The organism is Pseudomonas sp. MC6 (assembly GCF_054790575.1).
Genome location: NZ_CP186504.1, coordinates 5,415,635 through 5,433,460, shown reverse-complemented (window position 1 = coordinate 5,433,460; position 17,826 = coordinate 5,415,635). Strand labels below are relative to the sequence as shown.

At 60.8% G+C, this 17,826-nt stretch carries 14 protein-coding genes and 2 pseudogenes; 3 read left to right on the top strand and 13 right to left on the bottom strand.

The genetic code is table 11. The features are described 5' to 3' along the window. Positions 1–134: 134 nt before the first annotated feature. The 7 genes and pseudogenes from ACOYXE_RS24305 to ACOYXE_RS24275 form a co-directional block, all read right to left on the bottom strand. Positions 135–695 (bottom strand): phosphonate degradation HD-domain oxygenase, encoded by a 561-nt coding sequence (locus ACOYXE_RS24305; RefSeq protein ID WP_160059789.1) that lies wholly within the window; start codon positions 693–695, stop codon positions 135–137. After that, positions 695–1,829, bottom strand: a pseudogene (locus ACOYXE_RS24300) (TIGR03364 family FAD-dependent oxidoreductase). Before ACOYXE_RS24300 ends, ACOYXE_RS24305 begins: the two are co-directional and overlap by 1 nt. Before the next feature lie 189 nt (positions 1,830–2,018). Continuing rightward, positions 2,019–3,044 (bottom strand): putative 2-aminoethylphosphonate ABC transporter substrate-binding protein, encoded by a 1,026-nt coding sequence (locus tag ACOYXE_RS24295; protein ID WP_093097383.1) that lies wholly within the window; start codon positions 3,042–3,044, stop codon positions 2,019–2,021. A 26-nt stretch (positions 3,045–3,070) separates the two neighbouring features. Next, positions 3,071–4,796: pseudogene (locus ACOYXE_RS24290) on the bottom strand (putative 2-aminoethylphosphonate ABC transporter permease subunit). Continuing rightward, complete coding sequence (locus ACOYXE_RS24285) at positions 4,796–5,872, bottom strand: putative 2-aminoethylphosphonate ABC transporter ATP-binding protein (protein WP_122842270.1); 1,077 nt, start codon at positions 5,870–5,872, stop codon at positions 4,796–4,798. Before ACOYXE_RS24285 ends, ACOYXE_RS24290 begins: the two are co-directional and overlap by 1 nt. Positions 5,873–6,065: 193 nt before the next feature. Further along, positions 6,066–6,929: a LysR family transcriptional regulator gene (locus ACOYXE_RS24280; protein WP_160059792.1), complete on the bottom strand. Its 864-nt coding sequence runs from the start codon at positions 6,927–6,929 to the stop codon at positions 6,066–6,068. A 13-nt stretch (positions 6,930–6,942) separates the two neighbouring features. Next, on the bottom strand, positions 6,943–9,252 hold the full coding sequence (locus tag ACOYXE_RS24275; RefSeq protein ID WP_160059793.1) for a heavy metal translocating P-type ATPase: 2,310 nt from the start codon (positions 9,250–9,252) through the stop codon (positions 6,943–6,945). An 84-nt stretch (positions 9,253–9,336) separates the two neighbouring features. Between ACOYXE_RS24275 and cadR the strand changes: the two genes are divergently transcribed. Then, positions 9,337–9,786 (top strand): Cd(II)/Pb(II)-responsive transcriptional regulator, encoded by a 450-nt coding sequence (cadR, locus tag ACOYXE_RS24270; RefSeq protein WP_007912999.1) that lies wholly within the window; start codon positions 9,337–9,339, stop codon positions 9,784–9,786. A gap of 125 nt (positions 9,787–9,911) precedes the next feature. On the opposite strand, the gene ACOYXE_RS24265 is transcribed toward cadR, so the two are convergent. The 3 genes from ACOYXE_RS24265 to ACOYXE_RS24255 form a co-directional block, all read right to left on the bottom strand. Continuing rightward, entirely contained in the window at positions 9,912–10,883 is a 972-nt protein-coding gene (locus ACOYXE_RS24265; protein WP_160059794.1) for a thymidylate synthase, read from the bottom strand. Between the two features lie 50 nt (positions 10,884–10,933). Next, positions 10,934–11,749 carry a prolipoprotein diacylglyceryl transferase gene (gene lgt / locus ACOYXE_RS24260; RefSeq protein ID WP_150706345.1) on the bottom strand — a complete coding sequence of 272 codons (816 nt, stop codon included), beginning with the start codon at positions 11,747–11,749 and terminating at the stop codon, positions 10,934–10,936. A gap of 77 nt (positions 11,750–11,826) precedes the next feature. Continuing rightward, positions 11,827–12,609: a sulfite exporter TauE/SafE family protein gene (locus ACOYXE_RS24255; RefSeq protein WP_016983201.1), complete on the bottom strand. Its 783-nt coding sequence runs from the start codon at positions 12,607–12,609 to the stop codon at positions 11,827–11,829. Positions 12,610–12,741: 132 nt separating this feature from the next. Here ACOYXE_RS24255 and ACOYXE_RS24250 point away from each other — a divergent pair, with 132 nt between their 5' ends. Then, a complete protein-coding gene (locus tag ACOYXE_RS24250; protein WP_460926751.1) occupies positions 12,742–13,488 on the top strand; it encodes an NRDE family protein in 747 nt (248 codons plus the stop codon). 231 nt (positions 13,489–13,719) lie between these two features. Here the strand turns inward: ACOYXE_RS24250 and ptsP are convergent, their stop codons facing one another. Together ptsP and ACOYXE_RS24240 are read right to left on the bottom strand one after the other, a co-directional pair. Continuing rightward, positions 13,720–15,999: a phosphoenolpyruvate--protein phosphotransferase gene (gene ptsP, locus ACOYXE_RS24245; RefSeq protein ID WP_405122700.1), complete on the bottom strand. Its 2,280-nt coding sequence runs from the start codon at positions 15,997–15,999 to the stop codon at positions 13,720–13,722. A 22-nt stretch (positions 16,000–16,021) separates the two neighbouring features. After that, on the bottom strand, positions 16,022–16,501 hold the full coding sequence (locus ACOYXE_RS24240) for an RNA pyrophosphohydrolase (protein ID WP_003229203.1): 480 nt from the start codon (positions 16,499–16,501) through the stop codon (positions 16,022–16,024). A 143-nt stretch (positions 16,502–16,644) separates the two neighbouring features. On the opposite strand from ACOYXE_RS24240, the gene ACOYXE_RS24235 reads away from it, so the two are divergent. Further along, on the top strand, positions 16,645–17,301 hold the full coding sequence (locus tag ACOYXE_RS24235; RefSeq protein WP_160059797.1) for a histidinol-phosphatase: 657 nt from the start codon (positions 16,645–16,647) through the stop codon (positions 17,299–17,301). 105 nt (positions 17,302–17,406) lie between these two features. Here the strand turns inward: ACOYXE_RS24235 and ACOYXE_RS24230 are convergent, their stop codons facing one another. Continuing rightward, a complete protein-coding gene (locus ACOYXE_RS24230) occupies positions 17,407–17,820 on the bottom strand; it encodes a DUF2269 family protein (RefSeq protein ID WP_093429794.1) in 414 nt (137 codons plus the stop codon). Between the last annotated feature and the right edge of the window lie 6 nt (positions 17,821–17,826).

The window sequence follows — 17,826 nt, the reverse complement described above, 5'->3', positions numbered from 1 at the left end:
AGAGGGGGAAAGGGAGCAGATCTGCATGCTGTCCAAACCTGAGTTCGGCTGGATATTTCAGGTCGATGTATGACCCAAGAACAACACGGTCAGCTCCCTCTCCCTCCGGGAGAGGGCTGGGGTGAGGGTTGCAATCACCCGGCCGACAACAAAACCTCAGCCTTGCGCTTGAGAACCGCCAAATCCATCACCGGCACCGCCCTCTCCTTGGCCAGCTCATCCCACTGCCGCATCCGCAGACTGACCGCACACAACGGATCGCGCTCAAACACATCCGCCTCAGCCTCGGTCATCACCCCACCCTGATACGCCAGGGTCCGCCGACTCGCCTCACTTAATCGATCAAAATACCCCGGCTCACGCAACGTCAGATACCGCTTGGCCTGCACGTGATATTCCACCAGCCGCGCCATCCGCTCACTGAAACCGGCCTCACGCAAATAATGCGCACCCAGCCGTTCATGGCTGACCACACCATAGCCGCCCATGTTCTCCGCGCCCTCGGCACACAAATGGCCGATGTCATGGAAGAACGCCGCGAGCACCACTTCGTCATCAAAACCTTCGGCGATCGCGAGTTCGGCAGACTGGGACATGTGCTCGATCTGCGATACCGGTTCGCCGATGTAATCGCTGGTGCCGAAGCGCTCATACAACCCGAATACCCGCGCGACGACTTGCTCGTGACCTGTCATCAAACTTCCTCCAACAACTGCGCAATGTTGCGCTCGGCCATGGCCGGGCCGACGCTCATGCCGACACCCGTGTGCATCAGCGCCACACTCAACCCTGCTGCCGGGCGCAGGAATGAAAATGGCCCCGGCCCCCGGGAACCATAGACGCCCTGCCAGCGCTCGACCACTTGCACCTTGCAGCCCAGCGTCTGCTCGGCCAGTTCGAGCATCCAGTTATCCACTTGCTCGGCATTGAACGGTGAAGGGTCGCTGCCGTAATGGTGCGAGTCACCGATGATCAATTCGCCGTACGGCGTCGGGCTGATCAGCAGGTGGATGCCGTTGTCGTGCAGGTGCGGTTGCTCACGGATGATTTGCGCCTGCACCGCCGCCGCTTCCGGCAGATCGGCGAAAGCGCCGTAGTGCACGCAGCTCAGGCCGGTGAGCAAGGCGTGTTGCAGATTCAGATCGACCTGCGGTTTGGCGCGGAGCATTTGCAGGCGGCAGATTTGCGGGTCGAGCGCGGCGATCGGCTCGGACCAGCAAGGTCTGATAATCGTGGCCGGAGCAGACGATGATCTGCTTCGCGGTAAAACTGCCGGCGGTGCTGTGCAAGTGACCGGGCTCTACATCGCGCACCAGCGTGGAGAAGTGGAACTCGACGCCGAAGTCTCGGCGCAGGTAATCGATCAGCGCTGGAATTGCTTCACGCGAGTACAGCTGTTGATCGTCGATACCGTGGAGTGCGGCGCGGTGGTGGCCGAACTGGCCGTTGTACAGATCGCGCAGGGAGGCGCCGCGCAGGAGGTCGACGTTGTAGCCGCGTTCAACGGCTCGACCGTTGCAGAAGGCTTCGAGCAGATGTTCTTCGGCTTCGGTGCGGGCAAACAAGTAGGAGCCGTTGCGTTTGATTTGCAGCCCGGCGAGTTGCGCCCAGTCGCCCCAGATCTCGCGGCTGGCTTTGGCCAGTTCGAGCATTTGGCCCGGCGGTTGGCCGGTGACCAGGGCCTGGCCGAAGTTGCGCACCGAGGCGCCGAGGGGGGTGGCGGTGCGTTCGAAAACGGCGACCTTGAGGCCGCGTTTGGCGGCGGCGTAGGCGTGGGACAGGCCGAGGATGCCAGCGCCGACGATGAGTAGGTCTTGGTGTTGTGTCATTTAGAAATGTCCTGCATGAGAGACCGCTTTCGCGAGCAGGCTCGCTCCCACAGGGGATTTTTAGTGCCCACAGAATTTGCGTTCACTGGAGATCCAATGTGTCAGCCCCCTCAGAGAATTGTGTTGTGAACACGGTCCAATGTGGGAGCGAGCCTGCTCGCGAAGGGGCCCTTTCAGTCGATAAAGATCTTACTTGGCCGCAACTTTCTCGGACTTGCCGTCATAACGCTTGCGCCACTCGGTGAGGATCTCGTCACGATTCTTCGAGGCCCAGGCAAAGTCGTTCTTGATCAAACGCTGCTCATAATCCGCCGGCAGTTCGGTCTGCGGCTTGGCGATCCCCGGCTGCGCGAGGACAGCGAAGTTCTCCTTGTACAGATCCATCGCCTCAGCACTCGCCGAGAAGTCCGCGAGTTTCTTGGCCGCCTCTTCATGCGGCGTGCCTTTGATCACCGCAGTCGCTTCGATCTCCCAGCCCAGACCTTCCTTCGGCAGGATGATGTCCAGTGGCGCGCCCTGACGCTTCAGCTGTACGGCTGGATATTCAAAGGAAATACCAATCGGGAATTCCCCCGCCGCTGCCAGTTTGCAAGGCTTGGAACCGGAGTGAACGTATTGCCCGATGTTCTGGTGCAGACCGTCCATGTAGGCCCAGCCCTGCTTCTCGCCAAAGGTTTGCAGCCAGGCGCTGACGTCGAGGAAACCGGTGCCGGACGACGCCGGGTTGGGCATGACAATCTTGCCCTTGTACTCAGGCTTGGTCAGGTCCTGCCAGCTCACGGGTTTAGTCAGGCCCTGCTTCTCGGCTTCGACGGTGTTGAAGCAAATGGTCGCGGCCCACACATCCATGCCGACCCAGGCTGGCGGGTTGGCGGCGTCGCGGTAGTTCGCGCCGATCTTGCCGAGATCCTTCGGTGCATAGCTTTGCAACATGCCTTGCTGATCGAGGATCGCCAGACTCGAAGCCGCCAGCCCCCACACCGCGTCAGCCTGCGGACGAGCCTTTTCGGCGAGCAGTTTGGCGGTGATGATCCCGGTGGAATCGCGTACCCATTTGATCTCGACGTCCGGGTTGGCCTTTTCGAAGGCTTCTTTGTAGGACTTCAGTTGCTCGGCTTCGAGGGCGGTGTACACCGTCAACTCGGTTTTTGCCGCGAAGGCATTCAGGCTGAAAGAAGCGAGCACAGCAGCGGCCAGGGCCATAGGCTTGAACATGATCGTTTTCCTGTAGGTGAGTTGAATCAGTGACCGGGCGCGGTTTGCCGCCAAGCTTGAGAACGGCGCAGCAAGCCGCGCGAAGCCCACGCCAGCAGCAAGGACACGCCCGCCGAAGTGAACAGAATCAGGGTCGACATCGCCGCCGCGCCGCCAACGTTGCCGGCGTCATCCATGTTCAGCACCGCGACTGCCGCGAGGATGGTGTCGGGGCTGTAGAGGAAGATCGCTGCGGAAACCGTGGTCATCGCCGAGACGAACAGGTAGCGCACGATGTCGAGCAGCGCCGGCAGGCAGATCGGCACGGTGACGCGCAGGTAGTGGCGATACAGCGGCGCCTTAAGCGACAGCGCGGCGGCTTCGAACTCGGCGTCGAGTTGGCGCAGCGCGGTGGTCGCGGTCATTTGGGCGGTGGTCAGGTAGTGCGCGATGGTGCAGACGATCAGCAGCGTCATCGTCCCGTACAGCACATGCAGCGGGTTACCGGTGAGGTTGAAAAAGAAGACGTAACCGAGACCGAGCACCAGCCCCGGCACCGCCATCGGCACAAAACTGAGCATGCGCAGGGCTAGATTGAGGCCGCGTTGGCTGCGGGTTTTCTCCATCAGATAAGCGCCGGTGAAGATCAGCACGCTGCCGATCAACGCCGTGCCCAAGGCCATTTTCAAACTGTTGCTGTAAGCCAGCCAGCCACCGCCGGCGGTTTCGTTGAACTGGTAATGGTTGAGCGACAGCGACAGGTTGTATGGCCAGAACTTCACCAGTGAGGAAAACACCGCCATGCCGAACACCAGAATCAACGCGGCGCTGATCAGCAAGACAATCGCCAGGTAACAGCCGTCGCGCAGTTTCGACGGCGCCGGTTTGAACACCTGCGCCCGACCGCTCATGGAGTCGCCATGGCGGCGACGCAGCCAGGCATCGACGCCGAAGCTGAACAGCGCCGGCAGCAACAGCACCATGCCGATCAACGCGCCGCGACCGAACTGCTGTTGGCCGACCACGGCTTTGTAGGCTTCCAGCGCCAGCACTTGGTAGTCGCCACCGACCACCACCGGCACCCCGAAATCGGTGATGGTCAGGGTGAACACCAGACAGAACGCGGCGAACACGGCCTGTCGCGTTGCCGGCCAAGTGATGCTGCGAAACGCCTTGGCCGGACTGGCGCCCATGCTCGACGCAGCATCGAACAGCCGCGCATCGGCCAACGACAACGCCGAGAGCAAAATCATCAGCGCATGCGGGAAGGTGTAAATCACCTCGCCCAGCACAATCCCCCAGAAGCCATAAATGTTGTCCGAGAGCAGCCCGCGCAACATGCCTTGGTTGCCGAACAGATAGACCAACGCAATCCCCGGCAACATCGACGGTGCCATCAGCGGCAGCAACGAAATGCCGCGCCAGATGCCCTTCACCGGAATCATTGTGCGTTGCAGCGCGTAGGCAAACAGGTAGGTCCAGCGGTACGACGATGGCCGCGACGCTGAGAGAAACTTTCAGGCTGTTGCCGAGCAGCCAGTGGAAATTCTCGCTGCTCACCAGCTCCTTCGCCGCGACCCAGCCACCGCCCTGCCCGGCTTCACTGCTGAAACCACGCCAGAAGATTGCCAACAACGGCAGCAATACCGCGACGCCGAGTAACAGCAGCAGTAGGACTTTGCCGCCGACGACAAAAATGCGATCGCCGATCTCGGCTTTAGAAGTCTGGCGCACCTGCTTGTGCGGTAGCGGCAGCGCGAGGTTGCTGTTCATCAGGCAAACACCTGCAGGCTGCGCGGCGGCAAGGCGACCATGATTTGCTGGGCGCCGAGGCGCGGCATGGCTTCCGGGGCGAGTTCAGCGAGCAGCGCGTGGCCGGGCAACTGATCGAGTTCGAAGCTCATGCGGCAGCGGTTGCCGAGGAAGGTGATCTCGCGGACTTTGGCCGGGAACAGGTTTTCTTCGTGCACCGGTGGATTGACGTTGATGGCTTCCGGGCGGCAAAACAAACGGCCCGAGGCGCGCTGAATGCTGCCATCGCTGAGGCGCAGATTCATCCCGCCGACCTGCGCGTGAGTGTCGCTGCTGCGCTGGAACGGCAGCCAGTTGCCCTGGCCGACAAACTCGGCCACGAACGGCGTGGCTGGGCGGTTGTAGATTTCCTGCGGGGTGGCGTACTGCTCGACGCGGCCGTTGTTCATCACCGCGATACGGTCGGCCATCAGCATGGCTTCGTCCTGATTGTGCGTGACCATCAGGGTGGTGATGCCGAGGTTGCGTTGCAGTTGGCGCAGCTCGGTGCACAGATGCTCGCGGACGCGGGCGTCGAGGGCCGACATCGGTTCGTCGAGCAATAGCAGCGACGGTGCCGGCGCCAGAGCGCGGGCCAGCGCGACACGCTGTTGCTGACCGCCGGACAATTGGCCGGGATATTTTTTCTCGCTGCCGGTGAGGCCGACCAGTTCGAGCATCTGTCCGACGCGCTGGCGCACTTCATCGCGACCGCTGCCAGCAAGGCCGTAGGCAATATTCGCCTCGACGGTCAGATTGGGGAACAGCGCGTAGGACTGGAACAGAATCCCGTAGTCGCGAGCCTGTGGGGCGAGATGCGAGACGTCGCGGTCGCCAAGGTACAGCTCGCCGCTGTCCTGCTTCTCGAGTCCGGCGATACAGCGCAGCAATGTGGTCTTGCCGCAGCCCGAGGGGCCGAGCAGACACACTAGTTCACCGGCGGCGACGTCGAGAGAAACGTTATCCAGTGCGGTGAACGCGCCGAAGCGTTTCTGCACGCCGCGCACTTTCATCGGCGCACCGGGGTTGGTCAGGGCAGTTGCGATGGCAGGATTCATGGACAGACCTCATCAAGCAGATGGGGCCAATCCTAGAGTTGTAATGCGTCCGTCATATGGCAACGAGGCAAAAACGGCCGATAGTGGTATTCGGGGATTTTGGTTGGAGATCAAAAGATCGCAGCCTTCGGCAGCTCCTACATTGGAATGCGTCCCCCTGTAGGAGCTGCCGAAGGCTGCGATCTTTTGATCTTCAAGCCGGGGACATTTCCTGTGCCAAGCCGAGGAACGCCGCCGGCAACCGCGCGCCCTTCCTTTCTTTGAGGCAGTAAAGGTACTCGGGAATCTGCGGCGCATTCTCGATCGTCAGCACGCGCAACTGCGGATCATGCGGCACTTCCTGCCGGGCAATGATGCTGATGCCGATATTGCGCAACACCGCCTCACGAATCGACTCACGGCTGCCGATCTCCAGCAGCGGCCCGAAACTCACCCCGGCACTGGCGAGCAACTCCTCCGTCAACCGCCGCGTGGTCGAACCCGACTCACGCATCAACAACGTATGCCCGGCCAGCGCACTCAACGCCACATGTTCCTGCGTTGCCAGCGGATGATTGCGATGCACCGCCAGCACCAGAGGATCCGTGCCCAATACCCGACGAATCAACCGCGCGTCATCAAGCAATTGCGACGACGCGGCGATATCCACGCGGTAATCCTCCAGCGCCTCCAGCACCTGCTGTGAATTGCCGATTTCCACCGACACTTCCACTTGCGGCAGACGCTCGCGAAAGGTCTTCACCAGATCGAGAATGTAATACGGTGCGGTCGCTGCGATGCGCAACGTGCCTTGCACCTGACCGCTGTTGCGCAGGAAAAACTCGATGTCGGCTTCCTGCTGCAACAGCGTCTTGACCATCGGCAGCAGCCGCGCGCCTTCGTCGCTGACGCTCAGACGCCGACCGCCACGGTAGAACAGCTCCACAGAGTAATGACTTTCCAGATTGCGGATCTGCGTGGTCACGGTCGGTTGGCTGAGGCCGAGTTTTTTCGCCGCCAGCGTGATGCTGCCCAGGCGAGCGACCATGTAAAACGCTTTCAGCTCGGCACTCAGCACAACCTTTCCTCATCTATTTGCGCAGCAGGCGCAAACCGTTGAACACCACCAACAGGCTCACGCCCATGTCAGCGAACACCGCCATCCACATGGTGGCGAGCCCGGCGAAGGTTACCGCAAGAAAGATCGCCTTGATCACCAGAGCCAGCGCGATGTTCTGTTTCAGGATGCTCGCGGTATTGCGCGACAGGCTGATGAACGCCGGGATTTTGCGCAGATCGTCGTCCATCAGGGCGACATCGGCGGTTTCAATCGCCGTATCGGTGCCGGCAGCGGCCATGGCGAAACCGATCTCGGCGCGGGCCAGTGCCGGTGCATCGTTGATGCCGTCGCCGACCATGCCGACCCGCCGACCCTGTGCATAAAGGTCTTCGATGGCTTGCAGTTTGTCGGTTGGCAGCAAATCACCGCGAGCCTCGTCGATGCCGACCTGCGCGGCAATCGCCTGAGCGGTGTGGACGTTGTCGCCCGTGAGCATCAGGGTTTTCACGCCGAGCTCATGCAACTGACGGATCGCTTCGCGGCTGGTTTCCTTGACGGTGTCGGCCACGGCGAACAGCGCCAGCGGGCCAGAGCTATCGAGCAGCAGCACCACGGATTTGCCCTGTTTCTCCAGCGCGAAGAGTTTTTCTTCCAGCGCTGGCGAGCACAGGCCGAGTTCTTCGACCAGACGATGGTTGCCCAAATGATAAGTCTGACCGTTGATTTCGCCTTTGACGCCCCGCCCGCCTAGCGCTTCGAAGTTATCCACAATCAGCGCTGTGAAGTTTTTATCCACAGCAGCGTTGGCGATGGCCAGCGACACCGGATGGTCGGAACGACCGGCCAATGCAGCAGCGATGGCCGGTGCCGTGGCATCGGCGGCTGGATCGAGTGACAAGTAATCGGTCTGCACCGGTTTGCCGTGGGTGATCGTCCCGGTTTTATCCAGCGCCAGATAATCCAGTTTGAAACCGCCCTCCAGGTACACGCCGCCCTTGACCAGAATGCCTTTGCGCGCCGCTGCCGCAAGGCCGCTGACGATGGTCACCGGGGTGGAAATCACCAGTGCGCATGGGCAAGCGACCACCAGCAACACCAGCGCGCGGTAGATCCAGTCGAACCACACTGCGCCCATGAACAGCGGCGGAATGATCGCCACGGCCAAGGCAAACACGAACACCACCGGCGTGTAGATTTTCGAGAACTGATCGACGAAGCGCTGGGTCGGGGCGCGCGCACCTTGGGCCTGTTCGACGGCGTGGATGATTCGCGCCAGCGTCGAGTTGTTCGCCGCTGCGCTGACCGCGTATTCCAGCGAACCGGCCTGGTTGATGGTGCCGGCGAAGACTTTATCGCCGACGGTTTTCTCTATCGGCAGGCTCTCACCGGTGATCGGCGCCTGGTCGATGGTCGAACTGCCGCTGAGCACTTCGCCGTCCAGCGCGATGCGCTCGCCGGGCTTCACGCGCACGCGGGCGCCGAGTTCGACGCTTTTCACGTCCTGCTCAATCCACGAACCGTCAGCCTGCAACACCGTGGCTTGCTCCGGCGTCATCTGCATCAAGCCGCTGATCGCGTTGCGCGCACGGTCCAGCGAGCGCGCTTCGATCAGCTCGGCGACAGTGAACAGGAACATCACCATCGCCGCTTCCGGCCACTGGCCGATGAGGATGGCACCGGTGACGGCGATGCTCATCAGCGCGTTGATGTTGAGGTTGCGGTTCTTCAGGGCGATCCAGCCCTTTTTGTAAGTGGTCAGGCCACCGCTGAGGATTGACACCAGCGCGATGATCGCCACCACCCAGGTGGGCGCGGCGTTGGTGAAATGAATGACTTCAGCAGCGAGCGCGCCGACGCCGGACAACGCCAGCGGCCACCAGTGTTTTTTCACTGGCGCCGGGGCTGGCGCTTCGACGCCCGCCTCCAACGGTTCGGCGTGCATGCCAAGGGATTTGATCGCCTCGGTGATGGGCTCGGTACCCGGCAAATTGTGGGTCACGCCGAGCACGCGGTTGATCAGGTTGAATTCCAGTTGCTGCACGCCGGCGAGTTTGCCGAGTTTGTTCTGGATCAGCGTCTGCTCGGTCGGGCAGTCCATCGCCTCGATACGGAAACTGCTCAGCCGCGCGTCGGCGCTGGTCTTTTCGCTCAATTGCACCAACGCAGGCGCAGCAGCCGTCGACGAGCAGCAGGAATCTTCGTGCGCATGAACCGGTGCCGGTGCTGCGACTTTCGACCCACAGCAGGAATCGCCGCCATGGGCATGTTTATGCACAGGCTGCAATTTATGACTGTGGTCGTGTCCATCGCCGGGCTTGTGGGTGTGCTGGGAATCGCTCATTGGTCGCGTCCATGAAGGTGCCTGTTGCCAAGTAAAGACCCTGTAGCCACTATAGGGTCAAGCACCCTTTTGGAGATTGCCGTCATGAAGATCGGAGAACTGGCCAAACTGACCGACTGCGCCGTGGAAACCATCCGCTATTACGAGCGCGAAAACCTGCTGCCAGAGCCGGCTCGCAGCGACGGCAACTACCGCGTCTACACCCAGGCCCACGCCGAACGCCTGACTTTCATCCGCAACTGCCGCACCCTCGACATGACTCTCGAAGAAATCCGCAGCCTTCTCGCCTTGCGCGACAGTCCGCAGGATCAGTGCGAAAGCGTCAATGCGTTGATCGACGAGCACATACAGCATGTGAAGGCGCGGATTGATGGGTTATTGGCGTTGCAGACACAGTTGCTCGACCTGCGCCAACGTTGTGGCGAAGGGCCAATGGCCGATCAATGCGGGATTTTGCAGCGGCTGGAAGTGAGTGGCGGGGTTGTCGCAACCGAGGTCGAACACTCCCACGTGGGCCGCAGCCACGGCCATTAAGACTCACGCAAAACCAAATGTGGGAGCGAGCCTGCTCGCGAAAGCGGTGTATCAGTCGACATCTCTATGACTGACACGCCCTCTTCGCGAGCAGGCTCGCTCCCACAGGGGGTTTGTGCAATGGCTTAGACCGCCATTGGTGCAGTCATTGGCGCGTGGTGTTCGTAGCCTTCCAGCGAGAAATCGCTCGGCTCGACCAGCTCCAGCCATTCCGGCTGGTACACGCCAGTCTTGGCAAACTCCGGCACACGATCCGAAATTTTCAGCTTCGGCATGGCGAACGGCTCGCGCTTGAGCTGTTCGTTGAGCATGTCCAGATGGTTCTCGTAGACGTGCGCATCGCCGATGAAATAGGTGAACCAGCGTGGCGTGTAACCGGTCAGGCGACCGATCAGGCTCAGCAGCGCGGCGCCTTCGGTGAGGTTGAACGGTGTGCCCAGACCCAGATCGTTGGAGCGGATGTAGAGGGTCAGGGAGATTTCCCTGGTCTCGACATTCGGATGGAACTGGTACAGCAGATGGCACGGCGGCAGGGCCATTTCATCCAGCTGAGCGACGTTCCAGCCGTGGAACAGGATGCGGCGGCTGCCCGGATCCTTGATGATCGTGTCGACGCACTGGCGCACCTGATCGATGGCTTTGTACAACACCACATAGGCCTGGCCGTCTTCTTCGCCTTGGGCGATCTGCTTGTAGCCATTGCTTAAGGTTTGTTCGATGGCCGCGGTGTTGCTCAGCGGGATCTGCTTGTACGCCGGCCATTTACGCCATTGCACGCCGTAGATTTCGCCGAGGTCGTCGTCGCCCTGACGGAACGGGTTGGCCAGCCACTGCGCGTTTTCGTTGGCGTTCTGGTCCCAGACCTTGCAGCCCAGCGCACGGAATTCAGCGGCGTTGTTGACGCCACGGAGAAATCCGCACATCTCGCCGATGGCCGATTTGAAGGCCATTTTGCGCGTGGTGATCGCCGGAAAACCTTCCTGCAGATCGAAACGCAGCATCGCACCCGGGAAGCTGATGGTGTTGATGCCGGTGCGGTTGGCTTGTTTAGTGCCGTTCTGAATGACGTGCGAGACCAGTTCGAGATATTGCTTCATGAGTTACCTGTGTCCTTTGAGCCCCGGCGTCGCGCGCCGGGGTTCGTAGTTTAAGCCGTCGGCGCGAGCGGTGCTGCAGGTGCGCGACGATAGGCCAGCCAGATCAGGAACAGCCCGCCGACGATCATCGGCACGCAGAGCACTTGCCCCATGGTCAGCCAGTTCCAGGCCAAGTAGCCGAGTTGCGCATCCGGTACGCGAACAAATTCGACGATGAACCGGAAGATGCCGTAAAACAGCGCGAACATGCCGGAAACAGCCATGGTCGGACGCGGCTTGCGCGAGAAAATCCACAGGATCAGGAACAGCGCCACGCCTTCGAGCGCGAACTGATACAGCTGCGACGGGTGACGCGGCAGTTGCGCCGGGTCGCTGAATGGCGGGAAGACCATGGCCCATGGCACGTCGGTTGCCTTGCCCCACAATTCGGCGTTGATGAAGTTACCGATGCGCCCGGCGCCCAGACCGATTGGCACCATCGGCGCGACGAAGTCCATCAACTGGAAGAAAGACTTGCCGTTGCGCTTGCCGAACCACAATGCAGCCAGCATTACGCCGATAAATCCGCCGTGGAACGACATACCGCCCTTCCACACCTCGAAAATAAGCGTCGGGTTGGCCAGATACGCGCTCAGATCGTAGAACAGCACATAGCCCAGACGACCGCCGACGATCACGCCCATCGACAGCCAGAAGATCAGATCGGAGAGCTTCTCCTTGCTCCAGGTCGGGTCGAAACGGTTGAGCCGGCGCGACGCCAGCAGCCACGCACCGCCGATGCCGATCAGGTACATCAGACCGTACCAGTGGATTTTCAGCGGACCGATGGCCAGGGCCACCGGGTCGATCTGCGGGTAAGGCAGCATTGCGACTCCTCGTTAGAGTTGAAACCAGAATTCCCGGGCGACGCTGCCACCTCAGGATTAAGCCAGGATTGCGACGGTTAAAGCAGGAAGCTCAGACCCACGCTGAACAGCAAAGCGGCGAACAGCCGTTTCAGCAAGCGCGGCGACAGCCGATGCGCCAAACGCGCGCCGATGCGGGCGAAAACCATGCTGGTCAGGGCGATGCCCAACAACGCCGGCAAATACACAAAACCGAGACTATGCGGTGGCAACAACGGATCGTGCCACCCCAGAATCATGAAACTTAATGCACTGACCAGCGCGATTGGCAGCCCGCAGGCCGACGAAGTCGCCACCGCTTGCTGCATCGGCACACTGCGCCAGGTCAGAAACGGCACGGTCAGCGAGCCGCCACCGACGCCAAAAATCGCCGAGGCCCAGCCGATCACACTGCCGGCCACGGTCAGACCGAGTTTACCCGGCACGGTTCGGCTGGCCTTGGGTTTGATGTCCAGCGCCAGTTGCACCGAGATGATCAAGGCAAACACGCCGATGATCTTTTGCAGGTGCGGCCCGGAAATCGCTTCCGCAGTCAGCGCGCCGAAACCTGCACCGAGCAGAATGCCGACGGCCATCCACATGAAGATCGGCCAGCGCACCGCGCCGCGTCGATGATGCTCACGCACGGCGTTGACCGAGGTGAAGATGATTGTCGCTAGCGAAGTGCCGACCGCCAGATGCGTGAGGATCGACTGATCAAAGCCCTGCAAGGTGAAACTGAACACCAGCACCGGCACGATGATGATCCCGCCGCCGACGCCAAACAGCCCGGCCAGCACGCCCGCACAGGCGCCCAGCGCCAGATAGAGCAGAAATTCCATGACCGTCTCCCCAGACCGCATCCGCAAAACCGGAGCGGCATGGTAACGGATGCACACCCTTTGGCTCCACTGGCGATGGATGCACGGACGCCGGATGCGTAGAGTGAGCAAAAAACACACAAGGACCACCTTATGTGCCTGATTGTTTTCGCCTGGCGGCCGGGCCATGACCAGCCGCTGATCGTCGCGGCCAACCGTGACGAGTTCTACGCCCGGCCAAGCCTGCCACTGGCGCCATGGCCAGAAGCGCCGCATGTGCATGCCGGACGTGATCTTGAGGCCGGCGGAACTTGGCTGGGGATCGGTGCTAACGGACGCTTTGCTGCGTTGACCAATATTCGCGATCCGCTGCAGGCGCCAGCGCGCAAGTCACGGGGTGAGCTGGTGGCGCGATTTCTGACCGGTGATGCGTCGATTGATGATTATTTGAGCGATGTGGTCGGGCGTTCGGCGGAATATGCCGGGTTCAATCTACTGCTCGGCAATAGTCATGAGCTGTGGCATTTCAATGCGCGGATGTCGGAGCCGGTGATGCTGGAATCGGGCGTCTATGGGTTATCGAATGCCGGGCTGGATACGCCGTGGCCGAAGTTGCTCAAGGCCAAGGCTGGGTTGAGTGGGGTGCTGGATGATCCGCAGCCTGAGCGATTGTTGGGGTTGTTGAGTGATGCGCAGACGGCGCCGTTTGCCGAGCTGCCGGATACCGGGGTGGGTTTGGCGACGGAGTCATTGTTGTCGAGCGTGTTTATTGCCAGTCAAAGTTATGGGACGCGGGCGAGTACGGCGTTGATTGTGCAGGCGGACGGGACTCGGCGGATGGTGGAGCGGAGTTTTGGGCCGTATGGCGGGCATTTGGGCGAAGTGGAAATAACAGCTTAAGAGCCAACCCTCACCCCAGCCCTCTCCCAGAGGGAGAGGGGCCGACCGAGGTGTCTTGAGCCGTACATCGACCTGAAAAACCGAGTCGATTATGGACTCAGCAGCACCTTCACTCGGTGCGGGTCGAGCATGGATTCAGCACAGCACTTTCAGGTCGGCGGAGTTTTACAGCATCCCCGGATCAGTCCCCTCTCCCTCTGGGAGAGGGTTAGGGTGAGGGGCTCTTGATCTTCACAGGGCCTTGATCACCGCCGGCGGATGCATCTTCGACAACCCAAGGTTCTTCAGCGCTAATTGCAACGAGCTGTGGATAACTTGCGGGTTGTCGATGGTCATCAACTCAGCCAGCAACTCCTTGGCTTTGCTCAGATTGACCTGACGCAACATCCACTTCACCTTCGGCAAGTTGGTGGCGTTCATCGACAGGCTGTCGAAACCCATCGCCATCAACAGCACTGCCGCCGCCGGATCACCAGCCATCTCGCCGCAAATGCTCACCGGTTTGCCTTCGGCATGGGCATCGCGCACCACGGTCTGCAAAGCTTGCAGCACCGCCGGATGCAGGTAATCGTAAAGATCGGCCACACGCGGGTTGTTACGGTCGACCGCCAGCAAATACTGGGTCAAGTCGTTGGAACCGACGGACAGAAAATCGACCATCCGCGCCAGTTCCTTGGTCTGGTACACCGCAGCCGGGATCTCGATCATCACGCCAATCGGCGGCATCGGCACGTCGGTGCCTTCGTCGCGCACTTCGCCCCAGGCCCGGTGGATCAAGTGCAGGGCCTCTTCGAGTTCGTGGGTGCCAGAGATCATCGGCAGCAGAATCCGCAGATTGTTCAGGCCTTCGCTGGCCTTGAGCATCGCGCGGGTCTGCACCAGGAAGATTTCCGGGTGGTCGAGGGTGACGCGAATGCCGCGCCAGCCGAGGAACGGGTTGTCTTCCTTGATCGGGAAATACGACAGCGACTTGTCACCGCCGATGTCGAGGCTGCGCATGGTCACCGGTTGCGGGTGGAACGCGGCGAGCTGCTCGCGGTAGATCGCCAGTTGTTCCTTCTCGCTCGGGAAGCGCTGGTTGATCATGAACGGCACTTCGGTGCGGTACAGGCCGACACCTTCGGCGCCACGCTTTTGCGCCCGCGCCACGTCCGCCAGCAAACCGGTGTTGACCCACAGCGGCATGCGATGACCGTCGAGGGTCACGCACGGCAGGTCGCGCAGGGTGTCGAGGCCCAGCGCCAGTTGTTTCTCTTCTTCGACGATTTCGGCGAACTGCTTGCGCAGCACTTCGCTCGGGTTGGTGTAAACCTCGCCGCGCGTGCCGTCGACGATCATCTCGATGCCGTCGACCTTGGCGTACGGCAGGTCGACCAGCCCCATCACCGTCGGAATGCCCATGGCCCGGGCGAGGATCGCCACGTGGGAGTTACCCGAACCAAGTACCGAAACCAGACCGACCAGCGTGCCTTCCGGCACCTCGCCGAGCATGGCCGGCGTCAGCTCTTCGCTGACCAGAATGGTTTTTTCCGGGTAGACCAGATTCTGCTGACGCTCTTCCTGCAAATAGGCGAGCAGGCGGCGGCCGAGGTCTTTGACGTCCGACGCACGCTCACGCAGGTAGGCGTCGTCCATCAGTTCGAAACGGTTGACGTGTTCCGTGACCACCTGACGCAGCGCGCCCTGGGCCCACTGGCCGGTCTTGATCACCGTGGTGATTTCGCTGCCCAGCGAGGCATCGTCGAGCATCATCAGATAAACGTCGAACAGCGCACGCTCTTCCGGGCGCAACTGCGTCGCCAGTTTGGCGGACAACGCGCGCATGTCGGCGCGCACGCCTTCGATGGCGGTCTTGAACAGCGCCAGCTCAGCGTCGATGTCGGTGATGTTCTTGTCCGGCACCACGTCGAGATCGGCCGGTGGCAGCATGACTACTGCAGTACCGACCGCCGCACCCGGCGAACCCGGCACGCCGACAAACTTGGCTTCCTGAATGCCTTTGCCCTGACGGCCCAGACCCCGGATCGAACCGGTAGCCTCGGCGTGGGCGATAACCCCGGCGAGCTGCGCGCTCATGGTCACGAGGAAGGCTTCTTCACCTTCGTCGAACTGGCGGCGTTCTTTTTGCTGGATGACCAACACGCCGACGACGCGGCGGTGGTGAATGATCGGTGCACCGAGGAACGAGGCGTAACGCTCTTCACCGGTTTCGGCGAAGTAGCGATAACGCGGGTGAACCGAAGCGTTTTCGAGGTTCAGGGGTTCTTCACGCGTGCCGACCAGACCGACCAGACCTTCGTTGGGTGCCATGCTGACCTTGCCGATCGAGCGCTTGTTCAAGCCCTCTGTGGCCATCAGGACGAAGCGGTTGGTCTCGGGATCAAGCAGGTAGACCGAGCAGACCTGGCTGCCCATGGCCTCTTTGACGCGCAACACAATAATCCCCAACGCCGCCTTGAGATCCTTGGCGGAGTTAACTTCCTGGACGATCTTGCGCAGCGTATTGAGCATGGCTCGGGGTCGAACTCCGTCGTCAGTCGCGCGCTAAAAGGCGCGGGGCAAGCTCTTTGAGGGCGCGGCGATACACCTCGCGCTTGAATGTCACCACCTGGCCCAACGGATACCAATAGCTGACCCAGCGCCAGCCATCGAACTCCGGTTTACCGGTCAAATCCATCCGCACCCGCTGCTCGTTGGAGATCAGGCGCAGGAGAAACCATTTCTGTTTCTGGCCGATGCACAGCGGTTGGCTGTGGGTACGCACCAGACGTTGCGGCAAACGATAGCGCAACCAGCCCCGAGTACAGGCCAGTATTTCAACATCTTCACGTTCCAGGCCAACTTCTTCGTTCAGCTCGCGGTACAAGGCGTCTTCCGGCGTCTCTTCAGGGTTGATTCCCCCTTGCGGAAACTGCCAGGCATCTTGATTGATACGGCGAGCCCATAGCACCTGGCCGGCGTCATTCGTCAGAATGATCCCGACATTGGGGCGGAAACCATCGGGGTCGATCACGGCAACAACCTCGCAAACGCATGTCGCCGCATTGTTCCACAAAGGTTGATAAGGCGGCAACGAAGCTTCCTACCTTATGTGCACTCTTGTGAAAAGACCGTATTCTTGTCGCCTTTTTACAGACTTATCAGCGGGTAACTGCAATGCGCCTGGCACTCTTCGATTTGGACAACACCCTTCTGGGCGGCGACAGCGATCACGCTTGGGGCGACTATCTGTGTGAACGCGGCTTCCTCGACCCGATTGCGTACAAAGCGCGCAACGACGAGTTCTATCAGGACTACTTGGCCGGCAAACTGGATAACGCCGCGTACCTGAACTTCTGCCTGGAGATCCTCGGCCGCACCGAAATGGCCGTGCTCGATCAATGGCACCGCGATTACATGCGCGACTGCATCGAGCCGATCGTGTTGCCGCAGGCGCTGGAATTGCTGAAAAAACACCGCGATGCCGGCGACAAACTGGTGATCATCACCGCGACCAATCGCTTCGTGACCGCGCCGATCGCTGTGCGTCTGGGCGTTGAAACCCTGATTGCCACTGAATGTGAAATGATCGATGGCCGTTACAGCGGGCGCAGCACTGATATTCCGTGCTTTCGCGAGGGCAAGGTGACGCGCCTGAACCGCTGGCTGAAAGAGACCGGGCATTCGCTGGACGACAGCTATTTCTATAGCGATTCGATGAATGACTTGCCGTTGCTGGAGCAGGTGGCGAATCCGGTCGCGGTGGATCCGGATCCGAATCTGCGTGCCGAGGCGGAAAAGCGTGGCTGGCCGGTCATTACTCTGCGCGACTGATATCGCTTTCGCGAGCAGGCTCGCTCCCACATTGGATCTGTGTCGCTCACAAATCCCCTGTGGGAGCGAGCCTGCTCGCGAATGGGGTCGACACGGTCTCAAGCCTTAAACAGGCTTGGCCCCCATCAACCCGGCAATGGCGAGAAACCCGACGCCGCTGACAATCGCCAGGGCCAGATTGAATTTCCAGTTGCCAACCCCCGTTGTCCACAGCCGATTAAGCCGCACCAACAACCACACTGCACTCAACGTGGCCACGGCATAAATCACGCTGGACCCCAGAATCCACAACTGCCCCAATGGCCAGCCAATCAGGTGCACCAGCCACCAGCCGGTGAAAGGCATGCTAAGCATACCGATCAGCATCAAACACCAGATAAACAGCCAGGGACGCTGCATCGTGCTGGCCGGCCCTTCGCTGCGATTACGCCAGGTCAGGGCGGCAAGCCCCAGCCCGCTCGCGAGTATGACCACGGTCGCCGCGACGTGAAGGACTTTCAGGGTGGTCAGGGTTTCCATGTAATT

What these genes read in the sequence shown, in the direction of transcription:
- ACOYXE_RS24305 (WP_160059789.1), bottom strand. Translation starts at nt 695, where the DNA reads ATGACAGGTCACGAGCAAGTCGTCGCGCGGGTATTCGGGTTGTATGAG.
- ACOYXE_RS24295 (WP_093097383.1), bottom strand. Translation starts at nt 3,044, where the DNA reads ATGTTCAAGCCTATGGCCCTGGCCGCTGCTGTGCTCGCTTCTTTCAGC.
- ACOYXE_RS24285 (WP_122842270.1), bottom strand. Translation starts at nt 5,872, where the DNA reads ATGAATCCTGCCATCGCAACTGCCCTGACCAACCCCGGTGCGCCGATG.
- ACOYXE_RS24275 (WP_160059793.1), bottom strand. Translation starts at nt 9,252, where the DNA reads ATGAGCGATTCCCAGCACACCCACAAGCCCGGCGATGGACACGACCAC.
- cadR (WP_007912999.1), top strand. Translation starts at nt 9,337, where the DNA reads ATGAAGATCGGAGAACTGGCCAAACTGACCGACTGCGCCGTGGAAACC.
- ACOYXE_RS24265 (WP_160059794.1), bottom strand. Translation starts at nt 10,883, where the DNA reads ATGAAGCAATATCTCGAACTGGTCTCGCACGTCATTCAGAACGGCACT.
- lgt (WP_150706345.1), bottom strand. Translation starts at nt 11,749, where the DNA reads ATGCTGCCTTACCCGCAGATCGACCCGGTGGCCCTGGCCATCGGTCCG.
- ACOYXE_RS24255 (WP_016983201.1), bottom strand. Translation starts at nt 12,609, where the DNA reads ATGGAATTTCTGCTCTATCTGGCGCTGGGCGCCTGTGCGGGCGTGCTG.
- ACOYXE_RS24250 (WP_460926751.1), top strand. Translation starts at nt 12,742, where the DNA reads ATGTGCCTGATTGTTTTCGCCTGGCGGCCGGGCCATGACCAGCCGCTG.
- ptsP (WP_405122700.1), bottom strand. Translation starts at nt 15,999, where the DNA reads ATGCTCAATACGCTGCGCAAGATCGTCCAGGAAGTTAACTCCGCCAAG.
- ACOYXE_RS24235 (WP_160059797.1), top strand. Translation starts at nt 16,645, where the DNA reads ATGCGCCTGGCACTCTTCGATTTGGACAACACCCTTCTGGGCGGCGAC.
- ACOYXE_RS24230 (WP_093429794.1), bottom strand. Translation starts at nt 17,820, where the DNA reads ATGGAAACCCTGACCACCCTGAAAGTCCTTCACGTCGCGGCGACCGTG.